The 12,830-nt window shown below is 62.6% G+C and carries 14 protein-coding genes; 6 read left to right on the top strand and 8 right to left on the bottom strand.

The features are described from left to right. Nucleotides 1-29 precede the first annotated feature (29 nt). Nucleotides 30-1,145: a DUF2336 domain-containing protein gene (locus JYP46_RS18170; RefSeq protein WP_206548893.1), complete on the bottom strand. Its 1,116-nt coding sequence runs from the start codon at nt 1,143-1,145 to the stop codon at nt 30-32. A gap of 177 nt (nt 1,146-1,322) precedes the next feature. Here JYP46_RS18170 and JYP46_RS18165 point away from each other — a divergent pair, with 177 nt between their 5' ends. Together JYP46_RS18165 and JYP46_RS18160 are read left to right on the top strand one after the other, a co-directional pair. Then, the gene (locus JYP46_RS18165) at nt 1,323-1,778 is read left to right on the top strand and encodes a MaoC family dehydratase (protein WP_113155440.1); all 456 of its coding nucleotides are present in this window, start codon (nt 1,323-1,325) and stop codon (nt 1,776-1,778) included. 2 nt (nt 1,779-1,780) lie between these two features. After that, the gene (locus JYP46_RS18160) at nt 1,781-2,659 is read left to right on the top strand and encodes an HpcH/HpaI aldolase/citrate lyase family protein (protein WP_206548892.1); all 879 of its coding nucleotides are present in this window, start codon (nt 1,781-1,783) and stop codon (nt 2,657-2,659) included. Between the two features lie 58 nt (nt 2,660-2,717). Here the strand turns inward: JYP46_RS18160 and JYP46_RS18155 are convergent, their stop codons facing one another. Both JYP46_RS18155 and JYP46_RS18150 read right to left on the bottom strand, forming a co-directional pair. After that, complete coding sequence (locus JYP46_RS18155; RefSeq protein ID WP_206548891.1) at nt 2,718-3,326, bottom strand: flavin reductase family protein; 609 nt, start codon at nt 3,324-3,326, stop codon at nt 2,718-2,720. Next, nucleotides 3,326-3,886 carry a nitroreductase family protein gene (locus JYP46_RS18150; RefSeq protein WP_210343945.1) on the bottom strand — a complete coding sequence of 187 codons (561 nt, stop codon included), beginning with the start codon at nt 3,884-3,886 and terminating at the stop codon, nt 3,326-3,328. Before JYP46_RS18150 ends, JYP46_RS18155 begins: the two co-directional genes overlap by 1 nt. Nucleotides 3,887-4,108: 222 nt before the next feature. On the opposite strand from JYP46_RS18150, the gene JYP46_RS18145 reads away from it, so the two are divergent. Further along, the gene (locus JYP46_RS18145; protein ID WP_113155444.1) at nt 4,109-5,002 is read left to right on the top strand and encodes a hypothetical protein; all 894 of its coding nucleotides are present in this window, start codon (nt 4,109-4,111) and stop codon (nt 5,000-5,002) included. A gap of 77 nt (nt 5,003-5,079) precedes the next feature. Here JYP46_RS18145 and thrS read toward each other — a convergent pair whose 3' ends face one another. The 4 genes from thrS to JYP46_RS18125 form a co-directional block, all read right to left on the bottom strand. Then, the gene (gene thrS, locus JYP46_RS18140) at nt 5,080-7,056 is read right to left on the bottom strand and encodes a threonine--tRNA ligase (RefSeq protein ID WP_206546344.1); all 1,977 of its coding nucleotides are present in this window, start codon (nt 7,054-7,056) and stop codon (nt 5,080-5,082) included. A gap of 124 nt (nt 7,057-7,180) precedes the next feature. Next, the gene (locus tag JYP46_RS18135) at nt 7,181-7,600 is read right to left on the bottom strand and encodes a DUF2267 domain-containing protein (protein ID WP_113155446.1); all 420 of its coding nucleotides are present in this window, start codon (nt 7,598-7,600) and stop codon (nt 7,181-7,183) included. Beyond that, nucleotides 7,597-7,938, bottom strand: a complete 342-nt coding sequence (gene yidD / locus JYP46_RS18130; protein WP_113155447.1) for a membrane protein insertion efficiency factor YidD — start codon at nt 7,936-7,938, stop codon at nt 7,597-7,599. The genes JYP46_RS18135 and yidD overlap by 4 nt, the downstream gene beginning before the upstream one ends. A gap of 2 nt (nt 7,939-7,940) precedes the next feature. Continuing rightward, nucleotides 7,941-8,387: an iron-sulfur cluster assembly scaffold protein gene (locus JYP46_RS18125; RefSeq protein ID WP_113155448.1), complete on the bottom strand. Its 447-nt coding sequence runs from the start codon at nt 8,385-8,387 to the stop codon at nt 7,941-7,943. 243 nt (nt 8,388-8,630) lie between these two features. On the opposite strand from JYP46_RS18125, the gene folE reads away from it, so the two are divergent. The 3 genes from folE (at nt 8,631) to JYP46_RS18110 (ending at nt 10,914) form a co-directional block, all read left to right on the top strand. Next, nucleotides 8,631-9,296 (top strand): GTP cyclohydrolase I FolE, encoded by a 666-nt coding sequence (gene folE, locus JYP46_RS18120; protein ID WP_113155449.1) that lies wholly within the window; start codon nt 8,631-8,633, stop codon nt 9,294-9,296. Next, on the top strand, nt 9,296-9,742 hold the full coding sequence (gene hisI / locus JYP46_RS18115; RefSeq protein ID WP_113155450.1) for a phosphoribosyl-AMP cyclohydrolase: 447 nt from the start codon (nt 9,296-9,298) through the stop codon (nt 9,740-9,742). The genes folE and hisI overlap by 1 nt, the downstream gene beginning before the upstream one ends. A gap of 188 nt (nt 9,743-9,930) precedes the next feature. Further along, on the top strand, nt 9,931-10,914 hold the full coding sequence (locus JYP46_RS18110; protein WP_371685904.1) for a patatin-like phospholipase family protein: 984 nt from the start codon (nt 9,931-9,933) through the stop codon (nt 10,912-10,914). A gap of 9 nt (nt 10,915-10,923) precedes the next feature. Here JYP46_RS18110 and recJ read toward each other — a convergent pair whose 3' ends face one another. Continuing rightward, complete coding sequence (gene recJ, locus JYP46_RS18105) at nt 10,924-12,705, bottom strand: single-stranded-DNA-specific exonuclease RecJ (RefSeq protein ID WP_206548890.1); 1,782 nt, start codon at nt 12,703-12,705, stop codon at nt 10,924-10,926. Nucleotides 12,706-12,830: the final 125 nt, after the last annotated feature.

Here is a 12,830-nt window from a genome sequence, read left to right as displayed (position 1 = left end):
TTGATGCCGGCGACGCGGACGCCCTTCTGTCAGGCGGCGGCGATCGCCTGCGCCTGAAGGCGTGCGTTCTCACGCAGGGCATCAAGGTGGATTGAGCGCAGCAGGCCTGCAAGCTCCGCAGATTCCGCTGCCGGACCGGACTGACCGGGCGTCGCGCCAATGCTCTCCATCATCAGCCAGGAAACCTCCTGCGCACCGGCCACCCGCCGCCCCTGCGCCACGTCACGCCAGACCGACAGCGCGCGGACCAGGGGGCGGTGAAACGGCTTTGCAAGCCCCGCCTTCTGCAAAAGCGCCGATACGGCCAGATCGCGTCCGTTCACGAGCAGGCCGCGAATGCGCGTGTGCGACTGCCCGGTGAGCGCCATCATCACATGGCCGAAGAAATCGATCTTGCCATGCGCCACCATGCGCACGATGAAACCTGCCGTCAGATCACCACGCATGCGCAGATGCTCCACCAGCGCTTCGTGCTCATCCGGGTCAATCGTCTCGATCAGCGTGAGCGAGGCGCGCACGCATGCATCACGCGTCAGCTTCTCGGCCCGCGCCGCACCCACCAGCGCCTTAACCAGCGGCGCTTCGCGCAGGGCTTCGCCAAGCTGCACGAGAAGCGTGTGCCTGCAATCGGAGGGAAGACGCTGATCGGCCGCCAGCGCCACGCGCATGCGCGGCTCATGGCCATGACGCTCAATCATGCGGCGAAAGCTCACTGCGGCGATCTCCGCGCTCGGATTGTCGACCATCGCCAGACAGGCTTCGAGCGACCCCACCTCTGCAATGGCGGCCGAAACCCCCATGGCAAGCTGCGGACGCTGTGCAACAAGCCGCTGCGTCCCTTCGCGGCCGTCGCCCACGCGGTCGATAAGGTCGGAATCGGAAAGCATCGGCGAGCGCGCCAGGATCGGCGCAGCCACGTCCGGCTGGTCGGCGGCAAGAGCGGCGATCACCTGCATGGGCGCATGCCGGCTCATGGAGAGCGCTTCGGCCAGTGCGGCGCGCACTTTGGATGAGGGATCGTCGAGCAGCGCCGTCAGCGCGGCCTCGGCCGCGTAGCGGTCCTCAAACGGCAGTTCCCGGTCGAGATAGGCTCTGGCGAGAGCTGTGGCAGCCCCTGCTCTGTCAACCACTCTGGCAGTCTCCATCCATTTAAGAAAATGCTGAACCACTTGCACTGAAGTCACGCTCCCGCCCTGTCTGGAATGACCCTAGCGCGAATTCGTATAGGAAACGTTTACCATAAGTGCCCGCTTGCGAGGGGCCGGCAGCCCGCCTATCAAGAAAGGGAGGATGCATTGGTCAAACGGGATGCGGAGGACACGATGGCCGGTCTTTACCTAGAGGAATTCCAGCCGGGACAGGTGTTCCAGCACACCCTGCGCAAGAGCGTGACCGAAAGCGACAACATGCTGTTTTCGACCATGACGCTGAACCCGCAGCCGCTCCACATCGATTTCGCCTTTGCCGAGAAGACCGAATGGGGCAAGCCGCTCGTCAACTCGCTCTTCACGCTGGGGCTGATGATCGGCATTTCCGTTCACGATACGACGCTTGGCACGACGGTCGCCAATCTGGGCATGACGGAGACGGGCTTCCCTCACCCGGTCTTCCACGGCGACACGATCCGGGTTGAAACAGAAGTCAAATCGGTGCGCGAATCCAAATCCAAGCCCGACCGCGGCATCGTCGAGTTCGAGCACCGCGCCTACAATCAGAATGACAGGCTGGTGGCGCGCTGCCTGCGTCAGGCCATGATCCTCAAGAAGAAAGACGCCTGATCATGCGTTCGCTTCTATTCGTGCCCGGGGATTCCGAGCGCAAGCTTGAAAAGGCGCTCGGTTCCGCAAGCGATGTGCTGATCATCGATCTGGAAGATTCGGTCAGCCCCGACCGCAAGGCCGAAGGCCGGCGCATCACCACCGCTTTCCTGGAGGACGCGCGCGGCCGTACGGGCGCGCAGCTCTATGTACGGGTCAACGATCTGTCGAGCGGCCTGACGGAAGACGACCTCGCCGGCGTCATGCAGGCGGGTCCCGATGGCGTGATGCTGCCCAAGGCCGAGGGCGGCGCAGATGTGGCGCGCCTTGCCGCCGCATTGCGCGTGCACGAAGCAGAAAACGGCATTGAAGACGGAAGCACACGCATCCTGCCGATCATCACGGAAACGGCGCTGGGCGTCCTCAACGCCGCCAGCTACCGGGATTCGAGCGACCGGTTGGCCGGGCTGACCTGGGGCGCGGAAGACCTGTCAGCCCATATCGGCGCGCTCGCCGCGCGCCATGAAGACGGAAGCTATACGCCGCTCTTTCAGCTCGCCCGCAGCATGACGCTGCTGGCGGCTGCGGCGGCAGGCGTTCCGGCCATCGACACGGTATTCCCGAACTTTTCGGATACAGAGGCTTTTGCAAGGGATTGCCAATTGGCGGCGCGCGATGGCTTCGTCGCCAAGATGGCCATTCACCCGGCGCAGGTCGCACCGATCAACGCCACCTTTACCCCCTCCGCCAAGGAGGTGGAGAAGGCCCGCGCCGTGGTGAAGGCCTTCTCTGCCGCCGGAAACGCCGGCGTGGTCAATATTGGCGGGCGGATGTATGACCGCCCGCACCTGGCGCTTGCCGAACGCGTGCTTGCACGCGCAGCCGACGCGTCGTCAGACTAGAGTGGGGAGAAGCATCGGATTAACCCGAAAACCGGGCTACTCCGATTGCCCTGGCGCGTCAGTCACCCTTCCACTGGGGGCGCGTCATCTGGAAGACCTCGGTCACAGCCGAATAGTCACGATATCCAAGACGCGCGAGATTGCCGGCAGCAACGGCATCGAACATGCCGTCCTTCAAAACGGCATCGCTGATGTGAACGCCGACCACCTCACCGGTCACCACGATGACGCCTGCCCACGCGCCATCGAGGCCGAGCGGACGACGCACTTCGGTCACCTTGCATTCAAGCGCGGCGTGGCATTCGGCCACGCGCGGCGGCGCAACCAGCGTCGATGGGGCTTCCGTAAGTCCGGCAAAGGCAAACTCGCTGACACCGCGCGGCGCATCGACCGAGCTCGCATTCAGTTGCTCGGCCAGATCATGGCTTGCAAGATTGACGACGAACTCGCCGGTCTCTTCCGCATGGGTGGCGCTGTCCTTCGCCCCTTCCGAGGAGAAAAACACCAGATGCGGATTGGACGAGATCGCATTGAAGAAGGAGTAAGGCGCAAGGTTTGCCGTTCCGTCCTTCGACAGGGTCGAAATCCAGCCGATCGGGCGCGGCGAGACGATCGCCTTGAACGGATCATGCGGCAGGCCGTGCCCCTTGGAGGGTTCGAAAAACATCATGCTTCCCACGGGCCGGAGTAATCGGAAACAATGGCGTCCAGCGCAGGGCGCGGCCGCTCGACCAGTTCCACATCATAGGAACCGATATGCACGAAGCCGACCACGCGCTCCTGCGGCGCCAGCCCCAGAATGCGGCGGCCTTCCGCATCGTCGGAATACCAGTTGGTGATGAGATTGGTGCCATAGCCGAGCGCATTGGCTGCAATCATAAGGTTCATGGCCGCCATGCCGCCGGACAGGAACATCTCCCATTCGGGAATGGTCGGGCTTTCCTTGGGCACGCAAACCACACCGATCACCAGCGGCGCGCGGGAAAAGCGGTTGCGCTCTTGCTCCAGACGCGTTTCCGGCAGCTCGCCCTCACGCTCGACGGCGCGTTTGGCCAGTGCCTCGCCAATCTCGGTGCGCGCATCGCCACGATAGAGAATAAAGCGCCAGGGTGTCAGTCGCCCGTGATCGGGCACGCGCGAGGCTGCGGTCAGGATGGTCTCGATTTCCTTGTCGGAAGGAGCTGGTTCCGCGAGGTCTTTCACCGGCGTGGAGCGGCGCGCGAGCATGAAATCAAGCACGGATGGATGCACTGTCTGTCTCCTGTGGGATCTGCATTGCCTGAAACAGGTTGTCTGGCTGGCAAAAGCTGGCTTTTCGCTGGAACCAGATCGCATAATCGCCTTGAAATTGCCACCGCCTTGGGCTTCATGTCAGCTATGCGCGGTTCACTTAAAACGACTCTGTCTCTTCTCGCCCTGTGCACGCTGTCCTTTCAGGCGTCGAACGTCATGGCGCAGGAGGATGCGGCGAAAGCCGTCGACGGCCTGCGCCTGCCCGGCCTCAACAATTATGCCCCCGCCTCCGTGGATGATGCGCTCGCCATTGCCGACACCGGCGAGGTAACACTGGTCGCGCATCTGAACGAAGGCGGCGACGAAATCCCGAACGGTCTCGTCTGGCGTATTTTCGGCACGCAGCCCGGCCCCGATGACAAACTGCCGCTCGTCGCAACCGCGCGCGGCGGCAACAGCGTCTTCGAACTCGCCCCCGGCAGCTATCTCGTCCATGCCGCCTATGGACGCGCAGGCGTGACAAAGCGCATCACGGTCAGCCGCGAGCCCATGCGCGAAGACCTGTTCCTCGATGCCGGCGGTCTCAAGCTCAACGCGATCCTGCCCGGCGGCGTGCGCATTCCGCAGAACCAGCTGCGCTTTGCCATCTATGAGGCGACGGAAGACAATATCGGCGACGGTGCGCTGATCCTGCCCAAGGTCGAGCCCGGCAGCATCGTCCGGCTCAATTCCGGCACCTATCACGTGGTCTCCAATTACGGAGACATCAACGCAGCGATCCGCTCCGACATCCGCGTGGAAGCCGGCAAGCTGACGGAAGCGACGGTGGAGCACCGCGCCGCCGACCTTACCATGAAGCTTGTGCGCGAACGCGGCGGCGAAGCCATTGCCGATACCGCCTGGTCGGTTCTGACCGACACGGGCGAAATCGTCTACGAAACGGTCAGCGCCTACGCCTCCATGGTTCTTGCCGAAGGCAATTACACGATTGTCGCCAAGAACCGCGACCGCATCTACCAGCGCGATTTTTCGGTCGTGCCCGGCCGCAATCAGGATGTGGAACTGCTGCCGACCGATCTGCTCGACACGCGCAATCAGTTTCCCGACTGAAAACCGGAACACATCGCAGAAATGAAAAAGCCCCGCTGCATCCAGCGGGGCTTTCTTCGTTTTGAGCGCCTTACAGCTCAGGCCTTTGCGGCCTTGCGCTTCAGGTCCGGCGGCGTTGCCTCTTCGACCAGCATGGCGGTCACATCGGCCAGCGACATGGACGCCTGATCGCGGCTTCCCAGCCGGCGAATGTTCACCGTGCCTTCTTCCGCTTCGCGCTTGCCGCAGACGAGGATCACCGGAACCTTGGCCAGCGAGTGCTCGCGGACCTTGTAGTTGATCTTCTCGTTACGCAGATCCACCTCGGCCAGAAGTCCGGCCTCCTTCAGCGTCTCCGTCACTTTCAGTGCATATTCGTCGGCATCGGACGTGATCGTCGCCACCACCACCTGCACCGGTGCGAACCAGAGCGGGAAGTGACCGGCAAAGTTCTCGATCAGAATGCCGAGGAAACGCTCCATCGAGCCGCAGATCGCCCGGTGCACCATGACCGGCTGCTTCTTCTCCGAATCCTGATCGATGTAGAACGCACCGAAACGCTCCGGCAGGTTGAAGTCGATCTGCGTCGTGCCGCACTGCCATTCGCGGCCGATGGCGTCCTTCAGAACATAATCGAACTTCGGCCCGTAGAACGCGCCATCGCCCGGATTGATCGCCGTCTTGATGCGGCTGTCCGAGGCGGCGATCTTTTCGAGAACGCCAGTCATGATCTCCTCGGCGTGATCCCACAGCGCATCCGATCCGACGCGCTTTTCAGGCCGCGTGGAGAAGAAGACCGTGATCTCCTTGAAGCCGAAATCGGCATAGGTGGAGAGGATCAGGTCGTTGATCTTCAGGCATTCAGCCGCAAGCTGGTCTTCCGTGCAGAAGATGTGCGCGTCGTCCTGCGTGAAGCCGCGCACACGCATCAGGCCGTGCAGCGCGCCCGAAGGCTCGTAGCGATGCACATTGCCGAACTCGGCCATCCGGATCGGCAGGTCGCGGTAGGACTTCAGGCCATGCTTGAAGATCTGCACGTGACCGGGACAGTTCATCGGCTTCAGTGCGAAGGTGCGGGTGTCTTCCGCCTCGTCGTCCGCGCACTCGACCTTGAACATGTTCTCCTTGTACCAGCCCCAGTGACCGGAGGTCTCCCACAGGCTCTTGTCGAGCACCTGCGGAGCGTTGACCTCATCATAGCCATCGGTTGCGAGCCTGCGGCGCATGTAGCTCACAAGGTTCTGGAACATGCGCCAGCCCTTGGAGTGCCAGAACACGACGCCCGGGCCTTCTTCCTGGAAATGGAACAGGTCCATCTCGCGGCCAAGGCGACGGTGGTCGCGCTTCTCGGCCTCTTCCAGCATGTGGAGATACTGGTCGAGCTCTTCCTGCGTGTGCCAGGCCGTGCCGTAGATGCGGGTCAGCATCGGATTGTTGGAATCGCCGCGCCAATAGGCGCCGGCCACCTTCATCAGCTTGAAAGCCTTGCCGACCTGACCGGTGGAAGCCATGTGCGGGCCACGGCAGAGGTCGAACCAGTCGCCCTGCGCGTAGATCTTGACGTCCTGATCCTCGGGGATCGCGTCGATCAGCTCGACCTTGTAGCTCTCGCCCTTTTCAGCGAACACTTCCTTGGCCTTGTCGCGCGACCAGACTTCCCTGGTGAAAGGCTTGTTGCGCGCAATGATCTCCGCCATCTTCTTCTCGATGACCGGCAGGTCTTCGGGCGTGAAGGGCTCATTGCGGGCGAAGTCGTAATAGAAGCCGTTCTCGATCACCGGACCGATGGTGACCTGGGTGCCGGGCCACAGTTCCTGCACGGCTTCGGCGAGCACATGCGCGGCATCGTGACGGATCAGTTCCAGCGCGCGCGGGTCGTCACGGGTGACGATCTCGATATCGCCGGACGTGCCGACAGGCTCCGACAGATCGCGCACCGTGCCATCAAGCGCATAGGCGACGGACTTCTTGGCGAGCGACTTGGAGATGCCGGCTGCAATGTCAGCGCCGGTCGTCGCCGCGTCATACTCGCGAACGGAGCCATCGGGAAATTTTAGGGAAACGGCCTCGGCCATAAGTCTTCTCCTTATCCAGTCCCGCCAACGAGCGCGGGTGGTTTGGGCATTCTGGGTTTGCGGGCCCGAAATAAGCATTTCGCCAGCGAAGGTAAAGGGCAAACCGGCGGCAGTAGTGTCGCGGCTATTTCAGCCAGTAGTCTTCCGCCCCTATCGGCATGGCGCCAAGCACCCGCCGCAGCCGCTCCTCGCCAACCTCCGCACGCAGGACAGCGGCGACATCTCCAATGGCGGTTTCAGGCGCAGTGTTGTGCGGTTCCCGCACGGCCTTCATCTCCCGGTGCAGCGTTTCACGATCGGGAAACGGAGTGACTTCCGCCTCAACATCCCAGCCTTCAATGAAGATCACCCGCAAGAGCGGTGGCAGGACTTCCGCAAAGGCCAGCGCGTCCTTCACCGGCACGTGGCTGCGAAACACGTGCAGCACGGCGCGCGTCATCGCATAGCTCTGATTATGCGAACCGCGCATGGACTGCTTTTTCACCGCATCGAGAAAACGCCGGAAATCGCGGCTGGCGTAAAGATAGTCCATCGGCACCGTCATGAATGCTCGCCTTTCTGCCGCGCCACCCGCCAGAAGCGCCACGGCGTCCACCATTTCAGGTCTTGTTCCAGCACATCGGGCACCGGATCGATCCCATGCGTGCCGCCCGGCCCGCACCGCACCACGCGGAAAAGTCCCATCCAGCCGCCCGACCACAGCCCATGCCGGGCAATCGCCTCATAGGTGTATTCCGAGCAGGTTGGGAAATGCCGGCAGGAATTGCCGATGAAGCCCGACAGGGTGAGCTGGTAGAGGCGCACGAAAGCCGTTCCGAACAGGCGACCGGGCGTCTTCGGCCAGGGGCCCTGCCAGTTGCGGCTGCGAATGGGTTGAGCCATGATCAGGCGGCAGCGCCAGCGCGCGCCTTTTCGATCTGGTCGATGGCATCCACCACCGCATCGAAGGTGAGAAGCGTTGAAGCATGACGCGCCTTGTAGCCGCGCACCGGCTCCAGATATTTCAGGTCCTCGAAGCGGCCGGCCGGCGGCGGGCCTTCTTCCTTGAGCATGGCGTACATCGCATCACGCACATGGCGCAGCTCATCCGCCTTCGCCCCCACCACATGGGCAGCCATGATCGAGGACGATGCCTGACCGAGCGCACAGGCCTTCACCTCATGCGCGAAGTCTGTGACCGTGTCGCCATCCATCTTGAGATCGACAATGACGGTGGAGCCGCAAAGCTTTGAGTGCGCCTTTGCCGTGGCGTCGGGATTATCCAGCCGTCCAACCCGCTGAATATTGCCGGCAAAGCCAAGAATTTTTGCGTTATAGACATCGTCCAGCATGGTTTTCCCGCTCTGCCGCAGCCGAAACAAATCAAAGTCGTTTCGGCATCTTTCCTTCTGCTTCAAGGCACTTATATAATGATCGCTATGGGCCCGCGACAAGGCATGATGCCGCTGCGGGTTCCAGTTTCGCGCACGCCACTGTCGGGCCGGGCTGAGAATTTTTCTCCAATACCCGCTGGATAAGGCCGTGAACCGTTCAACTCGTTCCTGCTGAGACAGGAACTACGGGAGACGCCTTCTATGGACGCCATTATCAAGAACTTTCCGCCTCATGCCGATAAGGGTGAAGCCACTGCGGAGAAGAATTCCTATATGGACAAAGCAGTTACTGATCGCCCCTCTCAGGAAGAGGTCGAAAACGCCGTTCGCACGCTGCTGCGCTGGACAGGCGACGACATCAACCGTGAGGGCCTGATCGAGACGCCCAAGCGCGTCGCCAAGGCATATCGCGAAATGTTCTCCGGCTACGACCAGTGTCCCGCCGAAGAACTCGGCCGCACCTTCGAGGAGGTGCAGGGCTATAACGACATGGTCCTCATCAAGGACATCTCGTTCCATTCCCATTGCGAACACCACATGGTGCCGATCATCGGCAAGGCGCATGTCGCCTATCTGCCGGACGGCAAGGTGGTCGGATTATCCAAGATCGCCCGCGTGGTCGACATCTTCGCCCGCCGCCTGCAGACGCAGGAGGCCATGACGGCGCAGATTGCCCATGTGATTCAGGACGTTCTGAAGCCGCGCGGCGTTGCCGTTCTCGTGGAAGCCGAGCACATGTGCATGGCCATGCGCGGCATCCGCAAACAGGGTTCGGTCACGCTGACGACGACCTTCACCGGCGCCTATCGCGAAGACCTTCAGGAACAGGCGCGCTTCATGACCATGCTGCGCGACAAACACGGCTGATGACCACACTCACGTTTCCCCCTGCCCCATCCGACAAGGCCGCGCTCGAAGAGGGCGCGGCTTTTTCTCCGCGCTTCGATGCCAATGGCCTCATCACGGCCGTGGTGACGGACGCCGACACCAATGCACTTCTGATGGTGGCGCACATGAACGCCACGTCTCTCGCCATGACGCTTGAAACCGGCATCGCCCACTACTGGTCGCGCTCGCGCGGCAAATTGTGGAAGAAGGGCGAGACCTCCGGCAATGTCCAGCACATCGTCTCCATCGCCACCGACTGCGATCAGGATGCGGTGCATCTGAGCGTACGCGTCGCCGGCGATGGCGCAACCTGCCACACCGGTCGCCGCACCTGCTTCTACCGCAATGTGAGCATTCGCGACGGCAAACCGGTTCTGGTCGACCTCGGCATGAAGCCTTTGGACGACAAAGACGGACATGCTTGACCGAAAGTCGGTCTCGATTTCTTGAACGCCCGAAGCGTAGACTTTCTCCTCGGGAGCGCCCATCTACTGGGAAGGGGTAGTAGCCGCGTTCCTCGGTGAGGCAGCGTTGAACCATTCGGTTCGCCACAGCGACGCATATTCACCAATTCGATACAGTCCTCGGGCATGATGCTTCCGGGGACGAGGAGATGAACATGCTCGATTGGGCATCTCTACGCAGGAAACAGGAAAACCGGGAAATCGACGTGATTTCGCCGGAACCGCCCCCGCTTGATCCAGCGCCCGCGCCTGAAAAAGGCGGCATTGCCCTGGCTCTTGGCGGCGGCGCGGCCCGCGGCTGGGCGCATATCGGCGTCCTCCGCGCCCTTGATGAAGCCCAGATCCCCGTCGGCATGATTGCCGGAACCTCCATCGGTGCACTGGTCGGCGGCTGCTATCTGGCCGGCAAGCTTGATGAGCTGGAAGAATTCGCACGGTCCCTCACCAAACGCCGCATCTTCGGCCTGCTCGACATCAATTTTGGCGGCAGCGGCCTGTTCGGCGGCATGAAGCTGACGGCCCGCATGCAGGAGCACCTTCAGGACGTCACCTTCGATGACCTCGCCAAACCCTTCGTCTGTGTGGCGGCGGAAATCCGCACCGGTCATGAAATCTGGCTGTCGAAAGGATCGCTGATCACCGCCATGCGTGCGTCCTATGCGCTGCCCGGCGTTTTCGAACCCGTCACCTGCAATGGCCGCGTTCTGGTGGACGGCGCGCTGGTCAATCCGGTTCCCGTTTCCGCCTGCCGCGCCTATGAGCAGCCTCTGGTCATGGCGGTGAACCTGCATTACGACCTGTTTGGCCGCGCCGCCGTCATCAAGCATTCCGCCGACATGCCGCAGGAAAGCGAGGAAGGCGAGACTGCGTCTCTGGTGGTCGACAAGGGGCCGCAGCAGCGCGATCAGCGCCTTGGCATCACCGGCGTCATGGTCGAGGCGTTCAACATCATTCAGGATCGCATTTCACGGGCGCGCATGGCCGGCGACCCGCCCGACCTGTCGCTTCAGCCCAAGCTCGGCCATATCGGCCTGACGGAATTTCACCGCGCCGACGAGGCGATCACCATCGGTTACGAAACCACGCAGGCCCGGCTTACCGAACTCGAACGCCTGCTCACGGTCCTTGGATAGGCGCAGCCCTCAGGCGCTGGCCGCATCCTGCAGCCGCAACTGGATACGCTTGTTTCCATTCCAGTGATTGGCCGTCAGCGTGCCCGCCACGTGAATGGTCGCACCGCGATTGCCAAACAGGAAATTGCCGAGATCCGTTTCCGCCGCACGGAAAGCAATCGCCTCCATGCGCGCGCCGGTCTGTGAGCGCAGTTCTGCGCGGATATGGCCATTGCCCACCACACGCGCATCCGCCAGACGGTGGCGCGGCAGCGCCAGAACCGGCGTCGAATGCCCGGACCCGAAAGGCCCGGCCGTCTCCAGTGCATCGAGCAGCGCAAGGTTCGCGCCATCGGCAGAAAGCGCTGCATCGATCTTGAGGCTCTCGGTGTCGCGCAGCCGCTTCACTGCACTCGCCGCCCGCTCCTCGAAGAAGGCGCGCAGCGGCCCAAGCTTCTCGCGCTCAACCGTGATGCCGGCAGCCATCGCATGCCCGCCGCCCTTGACCAGAATGCCCTCGGCCACCGCCTCGCGCACGATCTTGCCGAGATCGAAACCGGGAATGGAGCGGCCGGAGCCCGTGCCCTTGCCATTCGGACCGAAGGCGATGGCGAAGGTCGGTCGCCTTGCGTGATCCTTGAGACGGGAGGCGAGCAGCCCGACAATGCCCGGATGCCAGCGGTCACTTGCCGTTACCAGAACCGCAGGCCCCTCGCCCGAAATCAGTTCTGCATCGGCCTCCGCCTTCGCCTCGGCCAGCATCACCGTTTCCATTTCCTGCCGCTCGGTGTTCAACCGGTCGAGCGTCTCGGCGATCTTGGCAGCCTCGGCCGGATCGTCGCTGGCGAGCAGATTGCTGCCCAGCGCCGCATTGCCGATGCGCCCGCCCGCATTGATGCGCGGGCCGATCATGAAGCCCAGATGGTAGGGGTTGAGCGGTTCGCCGATGCGCGACACCCGCGCCAGCGCAGCCAGTCCCGGCGTGTTCATCTGGCGCGCGGCCACAAGCCCTTTCACCACGAAAGCGCGGTTGACGCCAACGAGCGGCACCACATCGCAGACCGTGCCCAGCGCCACCAGATCAAGAAGGCCGAGCAGGTTCGGCGGCGGCTTGGAGACACCGCCCTGACGCAGATGCTTCGCGGTCTGGACAAGCGCCAGAAACACGACGCCCGCAGCGCACAGGAACCCCTGGCCGGAAAGATCGTCCTCGCGATTGGGGTTCACCACAGCAACCGCATCCGGCAGATCGCCGCCCACCTGGTGGTGATCGAGCACGACCACATCCGCACCCGCCTCATTGGCGGCGGCGATGGCGGCGGCGCTGTTGACGCCGCAATCGACGGTGACGATGAGGCTCGCACGCCCCGCAAGGTCGCGCATCGCGTCGGGATTTGGGCCGTAGCCCTCGAAAATGCGGTCGGGAATATAGATCTCGGCGTCGATGCCGTAATGCCCGAGAAAGCGCTTCATCATGGCCGAGGAAACAGCGCCATCGACGTCGTAATCGCCGAAGATCGCCACCTTCTCGCCGCGCCGCACCGCATGCGCGAGCCGCTCGGCAGCCTTGTCCATGTCGGTCAGCGTTGCCGGATCCGGCAAGAGATCGCGAATGGTGGGATCGAGGAAGCGCTCTGCATCGTCGATATCCACCCCGCGACCGGCCAGAACCCGCGCCACGATTTCGGGAATGCCATGGGTCTGCGCCATGGCCAGCGCAGCGTTCTCGCCGCGCAGGTCAAGCCGATGCTCCCACGCAAGACCGCGTGCGGAGTGCCGGACATCAAGGAAATACCGTTTTTCGCCAGTCATTACCGCCTACGTTTCACAGCGGCCGAACAAAGGCAAGCGGGCCGTAACCCGCTTGGATATTTGTGCGTCCTCTCGGACGCACAAAGGACGATCTAAACCTATTGATCAAGCGTCGGAGCGCCCCG

This window comes from Nitratireductor aquimarinus (assembly GCF_017255295.1).
GTDB classification, from domain to species: Bacteria; Pseudomonadota; Alphaproteobacteria; order Rhizobiales; family Rhizobiaceae; genus Nitratireductor; species Nitratireductor aquimarinus.
Note: the sequence above shows the minus strand (reverse complement) of the source record. Positions and strands in the feature narration are given on the sequence as shown.

What these genes read in the sequence shown, in the direction of transcription:
- JYP46_RS18170 (WP_206548893.1), bottom strand. Translation starts at nt 1,145, where the DNA reads ATGGAGACTGCCAGAGTGGTTGACAGAGCAGGGGCTGCCACAGCTCTC.
- JYP46_RS18165 (WP_113155440.1), top strand. Translation starts at nt 1,323, where the DNA reads ATGGCCGGTCTTTACCTAGAGGAATTCCAGCCGGGACAGGTGTTCCAG.
- JYP46_RS18160 (WP_206548892.1), top strand. Translation starts at nt 1,781, where the DNA reads ATGCGTTCGCTTCTATTCGTGCCCGGGGATTCCGAGCGCAAGCTTGAA.
- JYP46_RS18155 (WP_206548891.1), bottom strand. Translation starts at nt 3,326, where the DNA reads ATGTTTTTCGAACCCTCCAAGGGGCACGGCCTGCCGCATGATCCGTTC.
- JYP46_RS18150 (WP_210343945.1), bottom strand. Translation starts at nt 3,886, where the DNA reads ATGCTCGCGCGCCGCTCCACGCCGGTGAAAGACCTCGCGGAACCAGCT.
- JYP46_RS18145 (WP_113155444.1), top strand. Translation starts at nt 4,109, where the DNA reads ATGGCGCAGGAGGATGCGGCGAAAGCCGTCGACGGCCTGCGCCTGCCC.
- thrS (WP_206546344.1), bottom strand. Translation starts at nt 7,056, where the DNA reads ATGGCCGAGGCCGTTTCCCTAAAATTTCCCGATGGCTCCGTTCGCGAG.
- JYP46_RS18135 (WP_113155446.1), bottom strand. Translation starts at nt 7,600, where the DNA reads ATGACGGTGCCGATGGACTATCTTTACGCCAGCCGCGATTTCCGGCGT.
- yidD (WP_113155447.1), bottom strand. Translation starts at nt 7,938, where the DNA reads ATGGCTCAACCCATTCGCAGCCGCAACTGGCAGGGCCCCTGGCCGAAG.
- JYP46_RS18125 (WP_113155448.1), bottom strand. Translation starts at nt 8,387, where the DNA reads ATGCTGGACGATGTCTATAACGCAAAAATTCTTGGCTTTGCCGGCAAT.
- folE (WP_113155449.1), top strand. Translation starts at nt 8,631, where the DNA reads ATGGACGCCATTATCAAGAACTTTCCGCCTCATGCCGATAAGGGTGAA.
- hisI (WP_113155450.1), top strand. Translation starts at nt 9,296, where the DNA reads ATGACCACACTCACGTTTCCCCCTGCCCCATCCGACAAGGCCGCGCTC.
- JYP46_RS18110 (WP_371685904.1), top strand. Translation starts at nt 9,931, where the DNA reads ATGAACATGCTCGATTGGGCATCTCTACGCAGGAAACAGGAAAACCGG.
- recJ (WP_206548890.1), bottom strand. Translation starts at nt 12,705, where the DNA reads ATGACTGGCGAAAAACGGTATTTCCTTGATGTCCGGCACTCCGCACGC.